The organism is Klebsiella sp. GN_Kp190 (genome assembly GCF_040061795.1).
Lineage (GTDB): Bacteria > Pseudomonadota > Gammaproteobacteria > Enterobacterales > Enterobacteriaceae > Klebsiella > Klebsiella michiganensis.
Genome location: NZ_JBEAFN010000074.1, coordinates 1 through 13,975 on the forward strand (window position 1 = coordinate 1; position 13,975 = coordinate 13,975).

15 protein-coding genes are annotated in these 13,975 nt (G+C 57.4%); 2 read left to right on the forward strand and 13 right to left on the reverse strand.

Annotated elements, in window-relative coordinates; genetic code table 11:
* The 7 genes from rsxC to blr all read right to left on the reverse strand — a co-directional run.
* On the reverse strand, positions 1 to 1,849 hold a 1,849-nt coding region (gene rsxC / locus ABLU67_RS26975), incomplete at its 3' end, for an electron transport complex subunit RsxC (RefSeq protein WP_348852601.1).
* Positions 1,842 to 2,420, reverse strand: coding sequence for an electron transport complex subunit RsxB (gene rsxB, locus ABLU67_RS26980; RefSeq protein WP_025105826.1), 579 nt, complete (start codon positions 2,418 to 2,420; stop codon positions 1,842 to 1,844). The genes rsxC and rsxB, both read right to left, overlap by 8 nt.
* Positions 2,420 to 3,001, reverse strand: coding sequence for an electron transport complex subunit RsxA (gene rsxA, locus ABLU67_RS26985; RefSeq protein ID WP_004102633.1), 582 nt, complete (start codon positions 2,999 to 3,001; stop codon positions 2,420 to 2,422). Before rsxA ends, rsxB begins: the two co-directional genes overlap by 1 nt.
* 77 nt (positions 3,002 to 3,078) lie before the next feature.
* Positions 3,079 to 3,519 carry a DUF2569 domain-containing protein gene (locus ABLU67_RS26990; protein ID WP_004851426.1) on the reverse strand — a complete coding sequence of 147 codons (441 nt, stop codon included), beginning with the start codon at positions 3,517 to 3,519 and terminating at the stop codon, positions 3,079 to 3,081.
* A gap of 79 nt (positions 3,520 to 3,598) precedes the next feature.
* A complete protein-coding gene (gene ydgT, locus ABLU67_RS26995; protein WP_004134363.1) occupies positions 3,599 to 3,814 on the reverse strand; it encodes a transcription modulator YdgT in 216 nt (71 codons plus the stop codon).
* Positions 3,815 to 4,033: 219 nt separating this feature from the next.
* Positions 4,034 to 5,404: a GH1 family beta-glucosidase gene (locus tag ABLU67_RS27000; RefSeq protein WP_254540023.1), complete on the reverse strand. Its 1,371-nt coding sequence runs from the start codon at positions 5,402 to 5,404 to the stop codon at positions 4,034 to 4,036.
* Between the two features lie 103 nt (positions 5,405 to 5,507).
* Positions 5,508 to 5,657 (reverse strand): division septum protein Blr, encoded by a 150-nt coding sequence (blr, locus tag ABLU67_RS27005; RefSeq protein WP_014229585.1) that lies wholly within the window; start codon positions 5,655 to 5,657, stop codon positions 5,508 to 5,510.
* Positions 5,658 to 5,844: 187 nt separating this feature from the next.
* On the opposite strand from blr, the gene ABLU67_RS27010 reads away from it, so the two are divergent.
* Complete coding sequence (locus ABLU67_RS27010; protein WP_014838658.1) at positions 5,845 to 6,885, forward strand: oxidoreductase; 1,041 nt, start codon at positions 5,845 to 5,847, stop codon at positions 6,883 to 6,885.
* Between the two features lie 70 nt (positions 6,886 to 6,955).
* Here ABLU67_RS27010 and add read toward each other — a convergent pair whose 3' ends face one another.
* On the reverse strand, positions 6,956 to 7,957 hold the full coding sequence (add, locus tag ABLU67_RS27015; protein WP_046876580.1) for an adenosine deaminase: 1,002 nt from the start codon (positions 7,955 to 7,957) through the stop codon (positions 6,956 to 6,958).
* A 272-nt stretch (positions 7,958 to 8,229) separates the two neighbouring features.
* Between add and metQ the strand changes: the two genes are divergently transcribed.
* Positions 8,230 to 9,045, forward strand: a complete 816-nt coding sequence (gene metQ / locus ABLU67_RS27020; protein WP_348852602.1) for a methionine ABC transporter substrate-binding lipoprotein MetQ — start codon at positions 8,230 to 8,232, stop codon at positions 9,043 to 9,045.
* Positions 9,046 to 9,131: 86 nt separating this feature from the next.
* Here metQ and yedF read toward each other — a convergent pair whose 3' ends face one another.
* The 5 genes from yedF to malX form a co-directional block, all read right to left on the reverse strand.
* The gene (gene yedF, locus ABLU67_RS27025) at positions 9,132 to 9,365 is read right to left on the reverse strand and encodes a sulfurtransferase-like selenium metabolism protein YedF (protein WP_004102619.1); all 234 of its coding nucleotides are present in this window, start codon (positions 9,363 to 9,365) and stop codon (positions 9,132 to 9,134) included.
* Positions 9,362 to 10,573: a selenium metabolism membrane protein YedE/FdhT gene (gene yedE, locus ABLU67_RS27030; RefSeq protein WP_025105821.1), complete on the reverse strand. Its 1,212-nt coding sequence runs from the start codon at positions 10,571 to 10,573 to the stop codon at positions 9,362 to 9,364. Before yedE ends, yedF begins: the two co-directional genes overlap by 4 nt.
* A gap of 188 nt (positions 10,574 to 10,761) precedes the next feature.
* Positions 10,762 to 10,965, reverse strand: a complete 204-nt coding sequence (ydfZ, locus tag ABLU67_RS27035) for a putative selenium delivery protein YdfZ (protein ID WP_004851411.1) — start codon at positions 10,963 to 10,965, stop codon at positions 10,762 to 10,764.
* Between the two features lie 183 nt (positions 10,966 to 11,148).
* Entirely contained in the window at positions 11,149 to 12,321 is a 1,173-nt protein-coding gene (locus tag ABLU67_RS27040; RefSeq protein WP_348852610.1) for a MalY/PatB family protein, read from the reverse strand.
* Between the two features lie 47 nt (positions 12,322 to 12,368).
* Positions 12,369 to 13,961: a maltose/glucose-specific PTS transporter subunit IIBC gene (gene malX, locus ABLU67_RS27045; RefSeq protein ID WP_004119586.1), complete on the reverse strand. Its 1,593-nt coding sequence runs from the start codon at positions 13,959 to 13,961 to the stop codon at positions 12,369 to 12,371.
* Positions 13,962 to 13,975: the final 14 nt, after the last annotated feature.

Below are 13,975 nucleotides of genomic sequence, written 5' to 3' on the forward strand. Positions count from 1 at the left end.
CCTGCTGTTGGGCTTTACGCGCTTTGGCGCGGGCGATGGCGGCCTCAACGGCGGCTTTGCGCGGGTCAACGGCGACGGGCTGCTCTGCTGCGGCGTCTTCCGCAGGAACCGCCTGCTGTTCGACTTTGCGCGCTTTGGCTCGGGCGATGGCGGCCTCGACGGCGGCCTTGCGCGGGTCAACGGCGGCGTCGGATGACGGCCCGGCGACGTTGCTTTGTGCCTGTTGCTGCGCTTTGCGTGCCCGGGCCTCGGCCTTGCGGGCTTCGCGGGCGGCAATGGCTTCGCTGTTATCCGGTTTGGCGCCGGAGAGCACGATAATCGGCTGCGCCGCGTCACGCTGCTTTTCCCGTACCCGGGCAAGGGCGGCGTTAATCGCGTCCTGATCTTTCGCCGCGGGCTGGACCGCGGCCTGCTTATGCCGTTCCAGACGCGCGGCTTTATCGCGCTCAAGACGCGCCTGACGGGCCTCAAAGCGTAATTTCGCCTCCGCCGCGCGTTTCTCTTCCTGAGCAAGCGCGTAAATCTCCGCTTTTTCCTGGCGGAAGTACTGCACCAGCGGGATATTGCTTGGGCAGACCCAGGCGCAGGCGCCGCACTCAATGCAATCCGCCAGGTTATGGCTGGTGGCTTTGTCGTGCTGCTGGCCTTTGCTGAACCAATAAAGCTGCTGCGGCAGAAGATCGGCCGGGCAGGCGTCCGCGCAGGCGCTGCAGCGGATGCAGCCTTTTTCCTCTTCCGGCTCGCCCATTTCGCTCGCCGACGGCGCCAGCAGGCAGTTGGTGATTTTCACGACCGGCACGTCGAGCCACGGCAGGGTGAAGCCCATCAGCGGCCCGCCCATAATTACCATAGGATCGCCGCTCGGACAGAAACCGGCATCGTTGAGCAGATGGCTGACCGGAGTGCCGAGGCGCGCCCAGACGTTGCCCGGACGCGAGATCGCTTCCCCGGTCAGGGTGACGACGCGCTCAGTCAGCGGCTCGCCGTCGATTACCGCGCGTTTCACCGCATAGGCGGTGCCGACGTTCTGCATCAGCACGCCGATGTCAGAGGAGCGTCCGCCGTGAGGCACCTGCTTGCCGGTGAGGATCTGCGTCAGCTGTTTCGCGCCGCCGGAGGGATATTTCGTGGGGATCACGCGCAGGGAAATACCGTGCGTGTCGGCTAATACCGCGCGCAGCATCGAAATCGCCTGCGGTTTATTATCCTCGATGCCGATCAGTACCTGAGCTGGCTGCAGAATATGGGTAAGGATGCGAATACCCTCGACGATCTGCGCCGCGCAATCCTGCATCAGACGGTCGTCGGCGGTAATATAGGGTTCGCACTCGGCAGCGTTGATAATCAGTGTGTCGATTTTGTCGCCGCCGCCGCGCAGCTTGGCGCCGGTCGGGAAACCCGCGCCGCCCAGTCCGGCCACGCCAAACTGGTGAATACGCTCAATCAGCGCTTCGCGGGATTTATTCTGGTAATCGTTCCAGCCATCGCGTTCAATCCAGCGGTCTTCGCCATCGGCATCAATAATGACGCTCATTTCCGCCAGCGCGGAAGGGTGGGCTGTAGAGTGGGGGGCAATGGCCGCCACCGTACCGGACGTCGGGGCGTGCACCGGCAGCATTCTGCCCCAGCCGCGCGTTAACGGCTGGCCGCGCAGGACGCGATCGCCCGGCTGAACGCAGAGTTCACCTTCCGCGCCAATATGCTGTTTTAGCGGAATGACAAAACGCTGCGGCAGTGAAACCTGACGCAGCGGGGTACCGTTGGACTGGGTTTTCATTTCTGGCGGATGGATGCCGCCGTTGAAGTCCCAGACTTTATCTTTGCGAAAAGCGGAAAATAACTTAAACATGTTGTTCCACGGGAATAATGCGTACCGGGATGGTCTGAAGATCCCATTTCCAGGTTTCTGTCGTCGGCGCCACCGGGCGCAGTTCAATACATTGCGTCGGACAGGGCGCGACGCAAAGATTACAGCCGGTACAGAGATCGCTCATCACCGTATGCATGGCGCGCGTGGCGCCGACGATGGCATCGACGGGACAGGCCTGAATGCATTTTGTGCAGCCGATGCAGTTCGCCTCGTCGATCACCGCCAGCATTCGCGCCGGTTCGGCTTCCTGCGCATCGCCGTCTGTCGGCTGCGGATCGACGTTCAATAGCTCGGCGATTTTCAGCATCACCGCTTCGCCGCCGGGGGCGCAGCAGTTGATTTTCTCGCCCTGGGTCCCCACCGCTTCAGCGTAGGGACGACAGCCAGGGTAGCCGCACTGGCCGCACTGGCTCTGCGGAAGCAGGGCATCAATTTTTTCCACCACCGGGTCATCTTCCACCTCAAAGCGGCGGGAGGCGTACCCCAGAATTAAGCCGAAAATTAGCCCCAGCAGGCTAATGGCGACCACGGCTATCCAGACAGCGTTCATTACAACTTCACCAAACCACTAAAGCCCATAAAAGCAAGGGACATTAAACCTGCGGTGACCAGCGCAATCGCGTTACCGCGAAACGGCGCGGGAACATCCGCTACCACCAGTCGCTCGCGAATGGAGGCGAAAAGCACCATAACCAGCGAAAAACCGACCGCGGCGGCAAAACCGTACAGCGCCGATTGCAGGAAATTATGCCCAAGGTTAATGTTGAGCAGCGCCACGCCGAGCACCGCGCAGTTGGTGGTGATCAGCGGCAGGAAGATGCCCAGCAGGCGATACAGCGCCGGGCTGGTTTTACGCACGACCATTTCGGTAAACTGCACCACCACGGCGATGACCAGGATAAAGGCCAGCGTACGTAAATAGACCAGATCCAGCGGGATAAGGATCCAGGTATCAATTAACCAGGCGCAAATAGAGGCCAGCGTCATCACAAACGTGGTGGCTAGCCCCATCCCCATAGCGGCTTCCAGCTTTTTGGAAACCCCCATAAACGGGCACAGTCCAAGAAACTTCACCAGCACGAAGTTGTTAACCAGGACAGTGCCAACAAAGAGCAGTAAATAATCAGCCATCATTCGACCTGAAATAGAAAAAGCCGTCTATTATCGAATAAATCGATACCGGCGACAACAGGTTAACTGTGTGGTTATTACGGATTCACAAAGGTCCGCTTAACCCGTTGAGAACGCCTGAAATAGGGCGCAAGCAGCGCTGCGGCGAGGAGAGGGAAAAGCAGCTGGCGCAGCGCGAGCGCGTCGGAAATCGGGGAAAAGGCAAAGGCTTTTACCGCCAGCAGAAGCGTGATCAGCAGCCAGATAATGTAGTGCTTCGGTACCCCTTTCCGCCGTTTAAAGAAGGCGATGGTCAACCACAGCGTGTAGTACCACATGGCGATCGCAAACGCTAAGGAGGCGATCCACAGGGCGAGATGTTCGATACTCATCGCGCTCAGCAATGTGTAAGTCTGGGAAGACATCAGGGCATCAGCAAAAAACAGCAGCGACAATGAGGCGCTAAGCAGGGCTACCAGGAGCCATGCCAGCGGTGCCAGAAGCCATCCGCCAATACGTTCCACAGAGTCAGAAGACATTATTACTCCAAAATTCAACGCCAGTTATAAATAAAAGCAGGGCGGAAGTATAAGCAACTGGCGTGAATGATGACAGTCTTTATTGCACGTAGCGCCAGACGGACTTGGGCACTTCGCCGATGTTGAACAATTTGCCGCCAGAAACCAGCTCCGCCCGGCGATGGTCGGCCGCGCGATACATGTTGACGATCTCTTCGTTATCGGTCAGGGAATAGTTAAGGTGATCAAAAAGTTTTTCCAGACTTTCCAGCGAACTGATTTTACGAAATTTTAATAAGTAGTCCTGAACGGTCATTTGCGTATCCATTTTATAATCGGAATAAATTAAGTTGAATATACCCATACTGAGTAAACCTGTTCTCAACCGGCAGTTCCTTTCTAAGATAAACTGTATGCAATTATTTCGGTTGTAAATACCGGTGACAAGAACAGATGATGTTTCCGGCCTGGTAAAAAGAAATTTAAGAGTATTCCAGAACTGAATCAGGCGCCGGAAGGCGCCTGGGAGAGAAGATTAACGCTGTTCGCCTCGGCTGGCAATAACGTTTTGGTACCAGAAAAAACTCTTTTTCCGTTTACGCGCCAGATTTTGCTGGTGATCGACATAAACGAATCCGTATTGTTTTTTGTAACCGTTCAGCCAGCTCAAAAGATCAATAAAGGACCAGGGGTAGTAGCCGCGCACGTCGGCGCCCTGTTCCAGCGCTTTTTCCAGCGCGGTAATATGGCTACTGAGATAGTCAATCCGCGGGTCGTCGACGATTTCGCCATTGATAATCGGGTCTATTGCCCCCAGGCCGTTTTCGGTGATGTAGATCGGAATATCACCGTAGCGCGCTTTAATCATCATGATCCCGTCGGTTAAGCCCTGAGGCCAAATTTCCCAGCCCCATTCGGTATAGGTGCTTTGCGGGTTGCGCACGAAGTAGAAGAGCCCATCCACGCCCGGCTCGCCGCCGGTCGTTACTTCAGGAGGCTGCGCCGACACGGTTTCACGGCGATAGTAGTTCAGGCCGATAAAGTCACAGCGGTTGTCACGCAGCAGCGCGTCGTCTCCCGGTTCAAAGACCGGAACCCCCCACAGCGCCCGGGTCTGCTGCAGTAGCTCTTCGGGATAGCCGCCTTTTAACACCGGATCGTAGAGCCAGTGGGTATGGATGGCGTCCGCCATCTCTGTCGCCCGCTTATCTTCCTCACTGTCGGTTAATGCGGTGTGCGGCTGCAGCACGTTGACAAACCCTATCTCCCCCGCCACGCCCATTTCACGAAACGCTTTCACGGCCAGCGCATGGGCGATAAAGACGTGGTGGCAGGCCTGAATGGCGCGCGCCGGATCGCGCACCGCAGGAGGATGGAGGCCGTTAATGTAACCGTGGCCGATAAAGACGATAGTCTCGTTAAAGGTTGCCCACAGTTTGACCCGGGAGCCAAAACGTTGATAGCACAGGCGAGCGTACTCAGCGAAGGCTTCCGCGGTACTGCGCGCCTCCCAGCCGCCTTCATCCTGCAGCGCCTGGGGAAGATCCCAGTGGTACAGGGTAATCATCGGTTCAATGTTATGCGCCAGCAGTTTGTCAATCAGGTCGCTGTAGAATTGGACACCAGCCTCGTTCACTTCACCGCGGCCGCCAGGCAGCAGGCGGGGCCAGGAAATAGAAAAGCGATAGCTTTGCAAACCCATTTCCGCCATCAGCGCTACGTCTTCGCGAAAACGATGGTAGTGGTCAACGGCGACGTCACCGGTTGTCCCCTGATAGGTGGTGCCCGGAAGGTGGGAATAAATATCCCAGATAGAAGGGCCTTTGCCGTCGGCATCGTGACCGCCTTCAACCTGCCAGGCCGCGGTCGCGGCGCCCCATAAAAAGTGTTGCGGGAATTTGGACATCAAGAAACTCCTTATCGATTGATAAAGAGAGTGTAATAAAGGCGCATGCAACTATGCAACCGGTTTCAGAAACCGGTTGCATAGTTGCGAAGCGGGTCACTGTTTATTTCGACAGCGGCTTCGTCTGAACAGCATCAACGGCAGGCGGGGACTGGTAGTTATCAATATGATGAGCGATAACTAAAAGCAGGGCCGAAACGCCCAAAACAATCCAGCCAATAAGTTCTACAATACGGTTAAAAACGTTTTCCATAACTCTACGGCAAATGGTGAAACCAGACTGAAATGGTACTCAACGACTGAAGTAACGCAAGTGTTACATGATCTTAGCTGCGCAAATGGCGTAAAGCTGAGCAACCGTGCAGGGGCAAATGCGTCGAAGATGCGTTCAGAATCGCGGTGTTAGTGCGGCTGCGACATTTCGTTAAGGGGGCAGAAAAATGAGTGACCCTATCCGGGTAGGTTTAATCGGGTACGGCTATGCGAGCAAAACCTTTCATGCGCCGCTGGTCAGCGGTACGCCGGGGATGACGCTGGCCGCGGTCTCGAGCAGCGATGAAACGAAAGTGCTGGCCGACTGGCCTGCGGTGAAGGTGGTGACCGCGCCGCAGGCGCTCTTTAGCGACCCCGATATCGATCTGGTGGTGATCCCCACGCCCAATGATACCCATTTCCCGCTGGCGAAAGCCGCGCTGGAAGCGGGCAAGCATGTGGTGGTGGATAAACCGTTTACCGTGACGCTGTCACAGGCGCGCGAGCTTGAGGCCATTGCCAAAAGCGAGGGCCGACTGCTGTCCGTGTTCCATAACCGCCGCTGGGACAGCGATTTTCTGACGGTGAAGTCGCTGATTAACGAAGGCCTGTTAGGTGAAGTCGGCTATTTTGAGTCGCATTTCGACCGCTATCGACCGCAGGTACGGCAACGCTGGCGCGAGCAAGGTGGGCCGGGCAGCGGCATCTGGTACGATCTTGCCCCGCATCTGCTGGACCAGGTGGTAAATCTCTTCGGTCTGCCGGTGAGTATGCAGGTCGACCTGGCTCAGCTACGGCCTGGCTCCCAGTCCACAGACTATTTTCATGCGGTGTTGGCCTGGCCGCAGCGTCGCGTGGTGCTGCACGGAACCCTGGTGGCCGCGGCGGAAACGGCGCGCTTTATCATCCACGGTTCGCGGGGAAGCTATGTGAAATACGGCCTTGATCCGCAGGAAGAACGGCTGAAAAGCGGCGAGCGCCTGCCGCAGGAGGATTGGGGGTACGATATGCGCGACGGGCTGCTGACGCGTGCCGAAGGCGAGGAAATCACCGAGGAGTCGTGGCTGACGCTACCGGGCAACTATCCGGCCTATTACGCCGCCATTCGCGATGCGCTTAATGGCATCGGCGTTAACCCGGTTCCGGCAAGCCAGGCGATTCAGATTATGGAGCTGATTGAGCTTGGGCTGGAGTCGGCCAGGCATCGGGCGACGCTGTGCCTGAATTAGGCCGACCTGACGAAACGCGCTGGCCAGGCGCTGATTGAGCTTCCCCCCGTGCTGGCACGGGGGAGAAACATCAAGCCTGCTGCACGCGCTGGATCAGCGCCGCTTTTTCCTGGGCGCTTAAAAAGGCGAGCTCCAGACCGTTTCTCTGCGCCTGGCGAATTTGCTCGCGGCTTAAACCGGCAGCCGGGGCGGCGACGGTGTATTCGTGGATAATATCGACGCCCTGAACGGCAGGGTCGTCGGTATTGATGCAGGCCAGCACGCCGTGTTCAAGGAATGTTTTCAGCGGATGCTCGGCCAGGGATGGCACGGTGCTGGTCTGAATATTAGAGGTCAGGCAGGACTCAATCCCGATTCGCTGCGCGGCGAGATAATCCATCAGCGCCGGATCCTGCACCGCCTTCACGCCGTGGCCGATACGCTCGGCGCCCAGTTCGCGAATCGCCTGCCAGATGCTTTCCGGGCCAGCGGCTTCGCCCGCATGTACGGTGATGCGCCAGCCCGCATCGCGCGCGCGGCTGAAGTGATCCATAAACAGATTTCCCGGGAAGCCGAGCTCATCCCCGGCGAGGTCGAGGGCGGTGATGCCATCGCGATGGGCGAGCAGGGCCGCAAGCTCCTCTTCGCAGGCCGCTTCGCCAAAGGTGCGGCTCAGAATGCCGATCAGGCGGGCCTCAACGTTAAAGTCGCGGCTGCCTTCTTTAACGCCGGCGATCACCGCTTCGACCACGCCCGCGACCGGCAGCTGGTGGGTCATCGCCATATAGCGCGGAGAGAAACGCAGTTCAACGTAGTGCAGGCCGTTGCGAGCGGCATCTTCGAGGTTTTCATAAGCGACGCGGCGGCAGGCTTCCAGCGAGACCAGCACCTTTACGCCCCAGTCAAGCTTAGCGAGGAAGCTGACCAGGTCAGGCTCATTGCTGGTGACCTGTACATGAGGACGTAATGTGTCGAGGGTGTCTGCCGGAAGGGCGAGGTTGTACTGGCGGCCAAGATCGAGAATGGTTTGGGCCCGGATATTACCATCAAGGTGGCGATGGATGTCGGTTAATGGCAAAGTTAAATCAATCATGGTCGCACTCTTTTTTTAGTTAAAGTGCGCGTCATTGTACATCAGAACGATAAATGGTTAAAAGCGGAGAAAATTACCGAACAATACAAGGAAAAACGGTGAGGGAAGGGAAGATTGCCCTCTCAAAGGGAGCAATGACGAAATCGCTCATAGCAAAACGCTATTAATCATAGTCAATCAGTATTTAATTTCGCGCCCGAGATTTTCTATAGTCTCAGGCGCTGGTTTTCCTGCAATGAATGGCAGGCAATTTTAAAAAGGACTCTGGGAATATGATCTTCACGTTAAAAAAAGTCGCGGTACCGCTGGTTGTCGCAGGCTCGCTGCTGCTGGCCGCCTGCAAACCTGGCGAGCAGGACCCCAACCACATCAAAGTGGGCATAAGCGCAGGCGTTGACCAGGAAGTCTGGGCGGTGGCGCAAAAAGTGGCGAAAGAGAAGTACAATCTCGACGTTGAGGTGGTGACGTTTAATGATTTCGTCCTGCCCAACGAGGCGCTGAACAATGGCGATCTTGATGCTAACGCTTTCCAGCATAAGCCCTATCTGGACAAACAGATCCAGGAGCGCGGCTATAAGCTGGTTCAGGTTGGCACCACCTTCGTTTATCCGATAGCGGCCTATTCGAAGAAAATCACGTCGGTCGCTCAGCTGCCCGATGGCGCGCAGGTGGCGGTCCCCAACGATCCAACTAACCTCGGCCGCTCTCTGCTGCTGCTAGAAAAGCAGGGGCTGATTACGCTGAAGGACGGCGTGGGTCTGCTGCCCACCTCGCTGGATATTATTAACAACCCGAAAAAGCTGAAAATCGTCGAAATTGAAGCGCCGCAGCTCACCCGCGCGCTGGACGACCAGCAGATAACCATGGCGATTATCAATACCACCTTCTCAAGCCAGATCGGGCTGTCGCCGTCGCGCAACGGCCTGTTCGTGGAAAGCAAAGATTCTCCTTACGTGAATATTTTCGCCAGTCGTATCGAAAATAAAGACAGCGAAAAGGTGAAAAACCTTGTGAAGGCCTACCAGAGCGATGAGGTGGCCGCGGCAGCAGAGCAGCTTTACAAAGGCGATGCGGTTAAGGGCTGGTAATCGTTGACGTTTTCAGGCCCGTGACGCGCGGGCTAGCGCATGTGATGCGGAAGACAGCCGGTAGCCCACTACCGGCTTTTTTCTGGCTATTTTTGAATCAAATAGCGGATGGTTGGCCCATCCTGCTGAATGTCGAGCACGGTATAGCCGTGGTTTTTGGCATCCAGCGGGATGTTGTTAATCGACTGCGGACAGTCGCTGACCACTTCCAGAATCTCGCCTTTCTTCAGCGAAGGCATGGCTTCGAGCGTGGCGATGGCCGGATAGGGGCAGGGTTCGCCAACCATATCGAGGCGATAATCGGGGACCAGAGTTTTCATGCGCTTTCCTTAACGGTCGAGGGGGCGAGAGACTGGCGGCGGAAAAACCGTTTTTCCCAGCCAATCACCAGAATCAGCGCGATCAGCAGCAGGAGATAGGTCACCAGCAGGCCGCCGAATGGCCCGAAGGTCGCCAGCAGGTTGATTTTATCCCAGCTTGTGGCCAGCGCCGGAGAGAGCCCGTCCCAGTAGTAGGCGAGGATCGTTGAACCGATAACGTTGCCCAGCCCGACCCACCAGTAGTGCACCTGACCTTCCACCGCGCGGTACATCCAGCCGGTTTCGCAGCCGCCCGCCAGGACGATGCCAAAGCCAAACAGCAGGCCGCCGATAACCGCGTTGGGCCCCGCCCACATGATTTTCGGCTCCATACCCAGCTGCACGTAGCTGAAGATCCCAATAGCGCTGGCGGCCATGCCGAAAATAATCGCCTTCGCCATATTGGTACGTCCGGTGATCCACATATCGCGAAAGGCGGAGGTGAAGCAGATCTGCGCCCGTTCGATGAGCAGGCCAAATCCGACGCCAAACAGCAGCGCCAGGCCGAGCTTCGGCCGATCGGCCGCGGTGAGCAGGCCCCAGGCGATCATGGCGAAAAAGACCACCATGCCGAGACGGAACCGGCGCCGCGCCTGGTCAGGTTTTTGCGTCAGCGGCGAGGCCTGGGACACTTTCTGCATTTTTACCGGAATACGGAAGATGGGCAGTAAGGTAAAGCGCGCGCCGAACCAGGTTCCGATAGCGGTAGCGATGGCAAAGAACCAGGCGTGCAGGGAAAACTGTGGGATACCGGTAAAAAATGCGGCCAGATTGCAGCCCATAGCCAGACGGGCGCCGAAACCGGCGATGATTCCCCCGGCGACGGCCTGCAGAATGCGGATCCGGCTGCGGGGGAAGCGCAGCTTGACGTTATTTGCCCACAGCGCGGCGGCGAAACAGCCGCCGAACATACCGATGATCATCATGCCGTCGATACGGGTGAGCGGGGTGCCCTCGAGATGAATGAGCTTATAGTAGCCCCACTCTTCGCTGTGCACGCCGACGAGCTGCAGCAATTGCCCACCCCAGCGGGTGAATTCGCCGGTGACGGCCCAGAAGGTGCCGGTAATGCCGAAGTAGTAGGTGGAGAGAATACCCGCGGCGATAACGGCGGGGACGGGGGACCAGAATTTAATCAGCCACGCCTGTTTGAACTGTTGCCATGTCATGAAGATGCCTCTGAACTCAGAAGGTATATTACCCGTAGCGGGTAGAAGAGGGGCGATAATACGCTGCTTATTAATGTAAAACGCTCGATGGGATCAAATTGAACGATAAAGAGAATATCAAAGGCCACGCTTGGGTGGCCTTTTACGCCTGCGGATCCGCGGTCAGATATTGATGACGGATATTGCGATTAATTAAAGCCCAGGCGAATAAGGTTTAGCGGGCAATATAACCCCTGATGTCCGTCTATTTCCACGCAGTCCGCCCGGCGGAGCTGCTCCGCCGTTTTACCCTCGGCGTGGATGGCTTTGATGACGCCCGTCGCGCCGCTGTCGGCCACCATAACCATGCTGCCGGTAGCGATAGCGTTACGGTTACGATCGTAGGTGTTCATATTTTTTCCTCCTGGTGAATATTTTGACGGGAATTAAAAACGGCATTTAAATACACCTTTGTGAAATAGCGTTTTTTGAGTCTCGTCAAAATATCGTTTTATTGTGCCGGGAGGACGGATGAGTGAGCGGAGAGTCAGCGGTAGCGGACAGGCCGCTACCGCGTTGGCGGCCAGCGAAAACAGTTAGCGCAGCGAGCCCAGGGCGGCAATTAATCCCTGCACGCCTTTTTCCAGCTTTTCACGTGGGCAGCCGGCATTCAGACGGACAAAACCCTTACCCTCATCGCCGTAGGTGTCCCCTGGCATAATGGCGACCTTCTGTTCCTCAATAAGTGCTTTTTGCAGGGCGCGATCGTCCACCGCCAGCGGGCGCAGGTCAATCCACGCCAGGTAAGTCGCCTGCGGCGGCTGCCAGTTTAGCTCGGGAAACGCCTGATTCAGTTCGCGCACGATGTAGCGCATATTCTCCTGCAGATAGGCGCGCAGGGCATCCAGCCAGGCGGCGCCCTCGCGATAGGCGGCGATATGCGCCACCAGCGCCGGTACGGAAGGGGAAGAGAGGCCATCGCGGGCCTTAAGCGCGTGCAGATAGCTTTCGCGCATCGCGGGATCGTCAATCAGCCCGTATGCGCCGGTAAACGCCGGAATGTTGAAACTTTTCGATCCGGAGGTGAACAGCGCCCAGGGACTGCGCGCCACCTCGCACCACGGGGTGTGCTGATGTTCGTCCCACACCATGTCCATGTGGATCTCGTCGCTAATTACCTTTACGCCGTGCTTCTCGCACAGCCGCGCCATGGTTTCCAGCTCTTCGCGGGTCCATACCTTGCCGGTGGGGTTATGCGGACTGCACAGCAGCAGCACGGTATTATGCGGCTCGGCCAGTACCCGTTCCAGCTGCGCCATATCGCAGCGCCACTGATGGTTGTCGAGGGAGAGCGGAACCGCCGCGACGCGCCGCTGGTTGCCTTCAATGGTTTTATAAAAGGCATCGTAGGCCGGAGTGTGTACCACAATACCGTCACCCGCTGCCGACCACTGACGAATCATCTCCGCCACCATATAGATAACCGACGGTCCGTAAACAATTGCTTCGCGGTCGATTGGGCTATGAAAACGGCTGGCGAACCAGTGGCTCACCGCGCCGAGGAATTCATCGTTTTTCCAGCGGCTGTAGCCAAAAACGCCGTGCGCCAGGCGTTTGCTGACGGCATCGATGATGCAGGGGGCGGTGGCGAAATCCATGTCGGAGATCGTAAAGGGCAGCAGGTCGGCCGCGCCAAAACGGTCGGCGACGTAATCCCACTGGGTGCACCAGGTGCCGTGACGGTCGACCGGCGTTGAAAAATCAAACATCTGTACTTCCTTCATCATGTCCCCCTCCTGTACGGAGGGGGCGGAGCCTATGCCTCGACGGTATTCATCAGGACAGCCATTTCATCTTTTACCGACTGCACCTGCGGGCCAATCACCACCTGCAGGTTGTGCTGGTTAAGCTGCACCACGCCGATGGCGCGATTCGCTTTCAGCGCGGCGCTGTCGACTTTGCTCATGTCGTTAACCGACAGACGCAGGCGGGTAATGCAGTTATCGAGCGAAACGATATTTTCCGCGCCGCCGAGCGCCGCCAGAATCGCCGGGACGTTGTAGCCTGATTTTCCGGTCACGCCGGTGACGGCCTTTTCGAAGGCACTATTGGTTTCAATATCGCGTCCCGGGGTTTTCAGGTTAAAGCGGGTGATAGCGAAACGGAAGATACCGTAGTAAACCGCAAACCAGATGGCCGCGACCACCGGTACCAGATACCACTTGGTTGACAGACCGTGCAGAATGCCGAACACCACAAAGTCGATAACGTTGCCGTCGGTGTTGCCGATAGTCACGCCCAGAATGGCCATCATGGTAAAACCCAGTCCGGTGAGGAGCGCGTGGATAACGTACAGCACCGGGGCGACGAACAGGAATAAAAATTCCAGCGGCTCGGTCGTGCCGCCTACCACGCAGGCGATAACGCCGGAAATCAGCAGCCCCTTAATTTTATGGCGGTTTTCCGGGCGAGCGCAGTGGTACATCGCCAGCGCCGCTCCCGGCAGGCCGCCGAGGAAGGCCGGCATTTTGCCTTGCGAGAGGAAGCGGGTCGCGCTTTCGGAGAAGCCGTGGGTGGTTGGGCAACTGAGCTGGGCCTGGAAAATCGTCAGCGCGCCGCTGACGCTATGGCCGCAAACGTCCATGGTTCCCCCCGCCTCGGTAAAGCGGATCAGCGCCACCAGAATATGGTGCAGGCCGAAAGGCAGCAGCAGGCGCTCTCCGGTACCGAAAATCATCGGTCCGAAATCTCCCGCGCTATTGATGACGTGGCCGAGGGCATTAATCCCCATGGCGAAGACGGGCCAGATCAGCGGAATGACCAGACCGACCAGGCCGAGAACCACGGTCGTGATAATCGGTACAAAGCGGGTGCCGCCAAAAAAGGCCAGCGCGTCGGGCAGGCGGATATTGTGAAAACGCTCATGCAGCATCCAGACGATGATCCCGGCGATCACCGCGCCGAGGATCCCGGTGTCGATCGATTGAATGCCGATAATATTCTGGATGTTGTTCGCTTTGAGGACGGCGGCATCGGTGGTCGGCAGAATGCCTTTGGCCGTCAGCCAGAAGTTAACCGCCAGATTCATCACAGCATAGCCGACAAAACCGGCAAACGCGGCGACGCCTTTGTTTTCCCGGGCCAGGCCTAGCGGAATGGCGATACAGAACATCACCGGCAGAAAGCTGAAGGCGAAGGATCCGACTTTGCCCATCCAGATGAATACGGCCTGCAGCAGCGGCACGTCCAGCCACGGCAGGAGCGTCAGGACATCATGGCTGCTCAGAGAGCTGCCGATCCCCAGCATGATCCCGCAAAAGGAGAGCAACGCCACGGGTAACATGAAGGTTTTCCCTAACTGCTGGAAAAACTCCCACAGGGTAATTTTGGTTGCTGTTTTCGCCGTCATAACACGAATCCTGG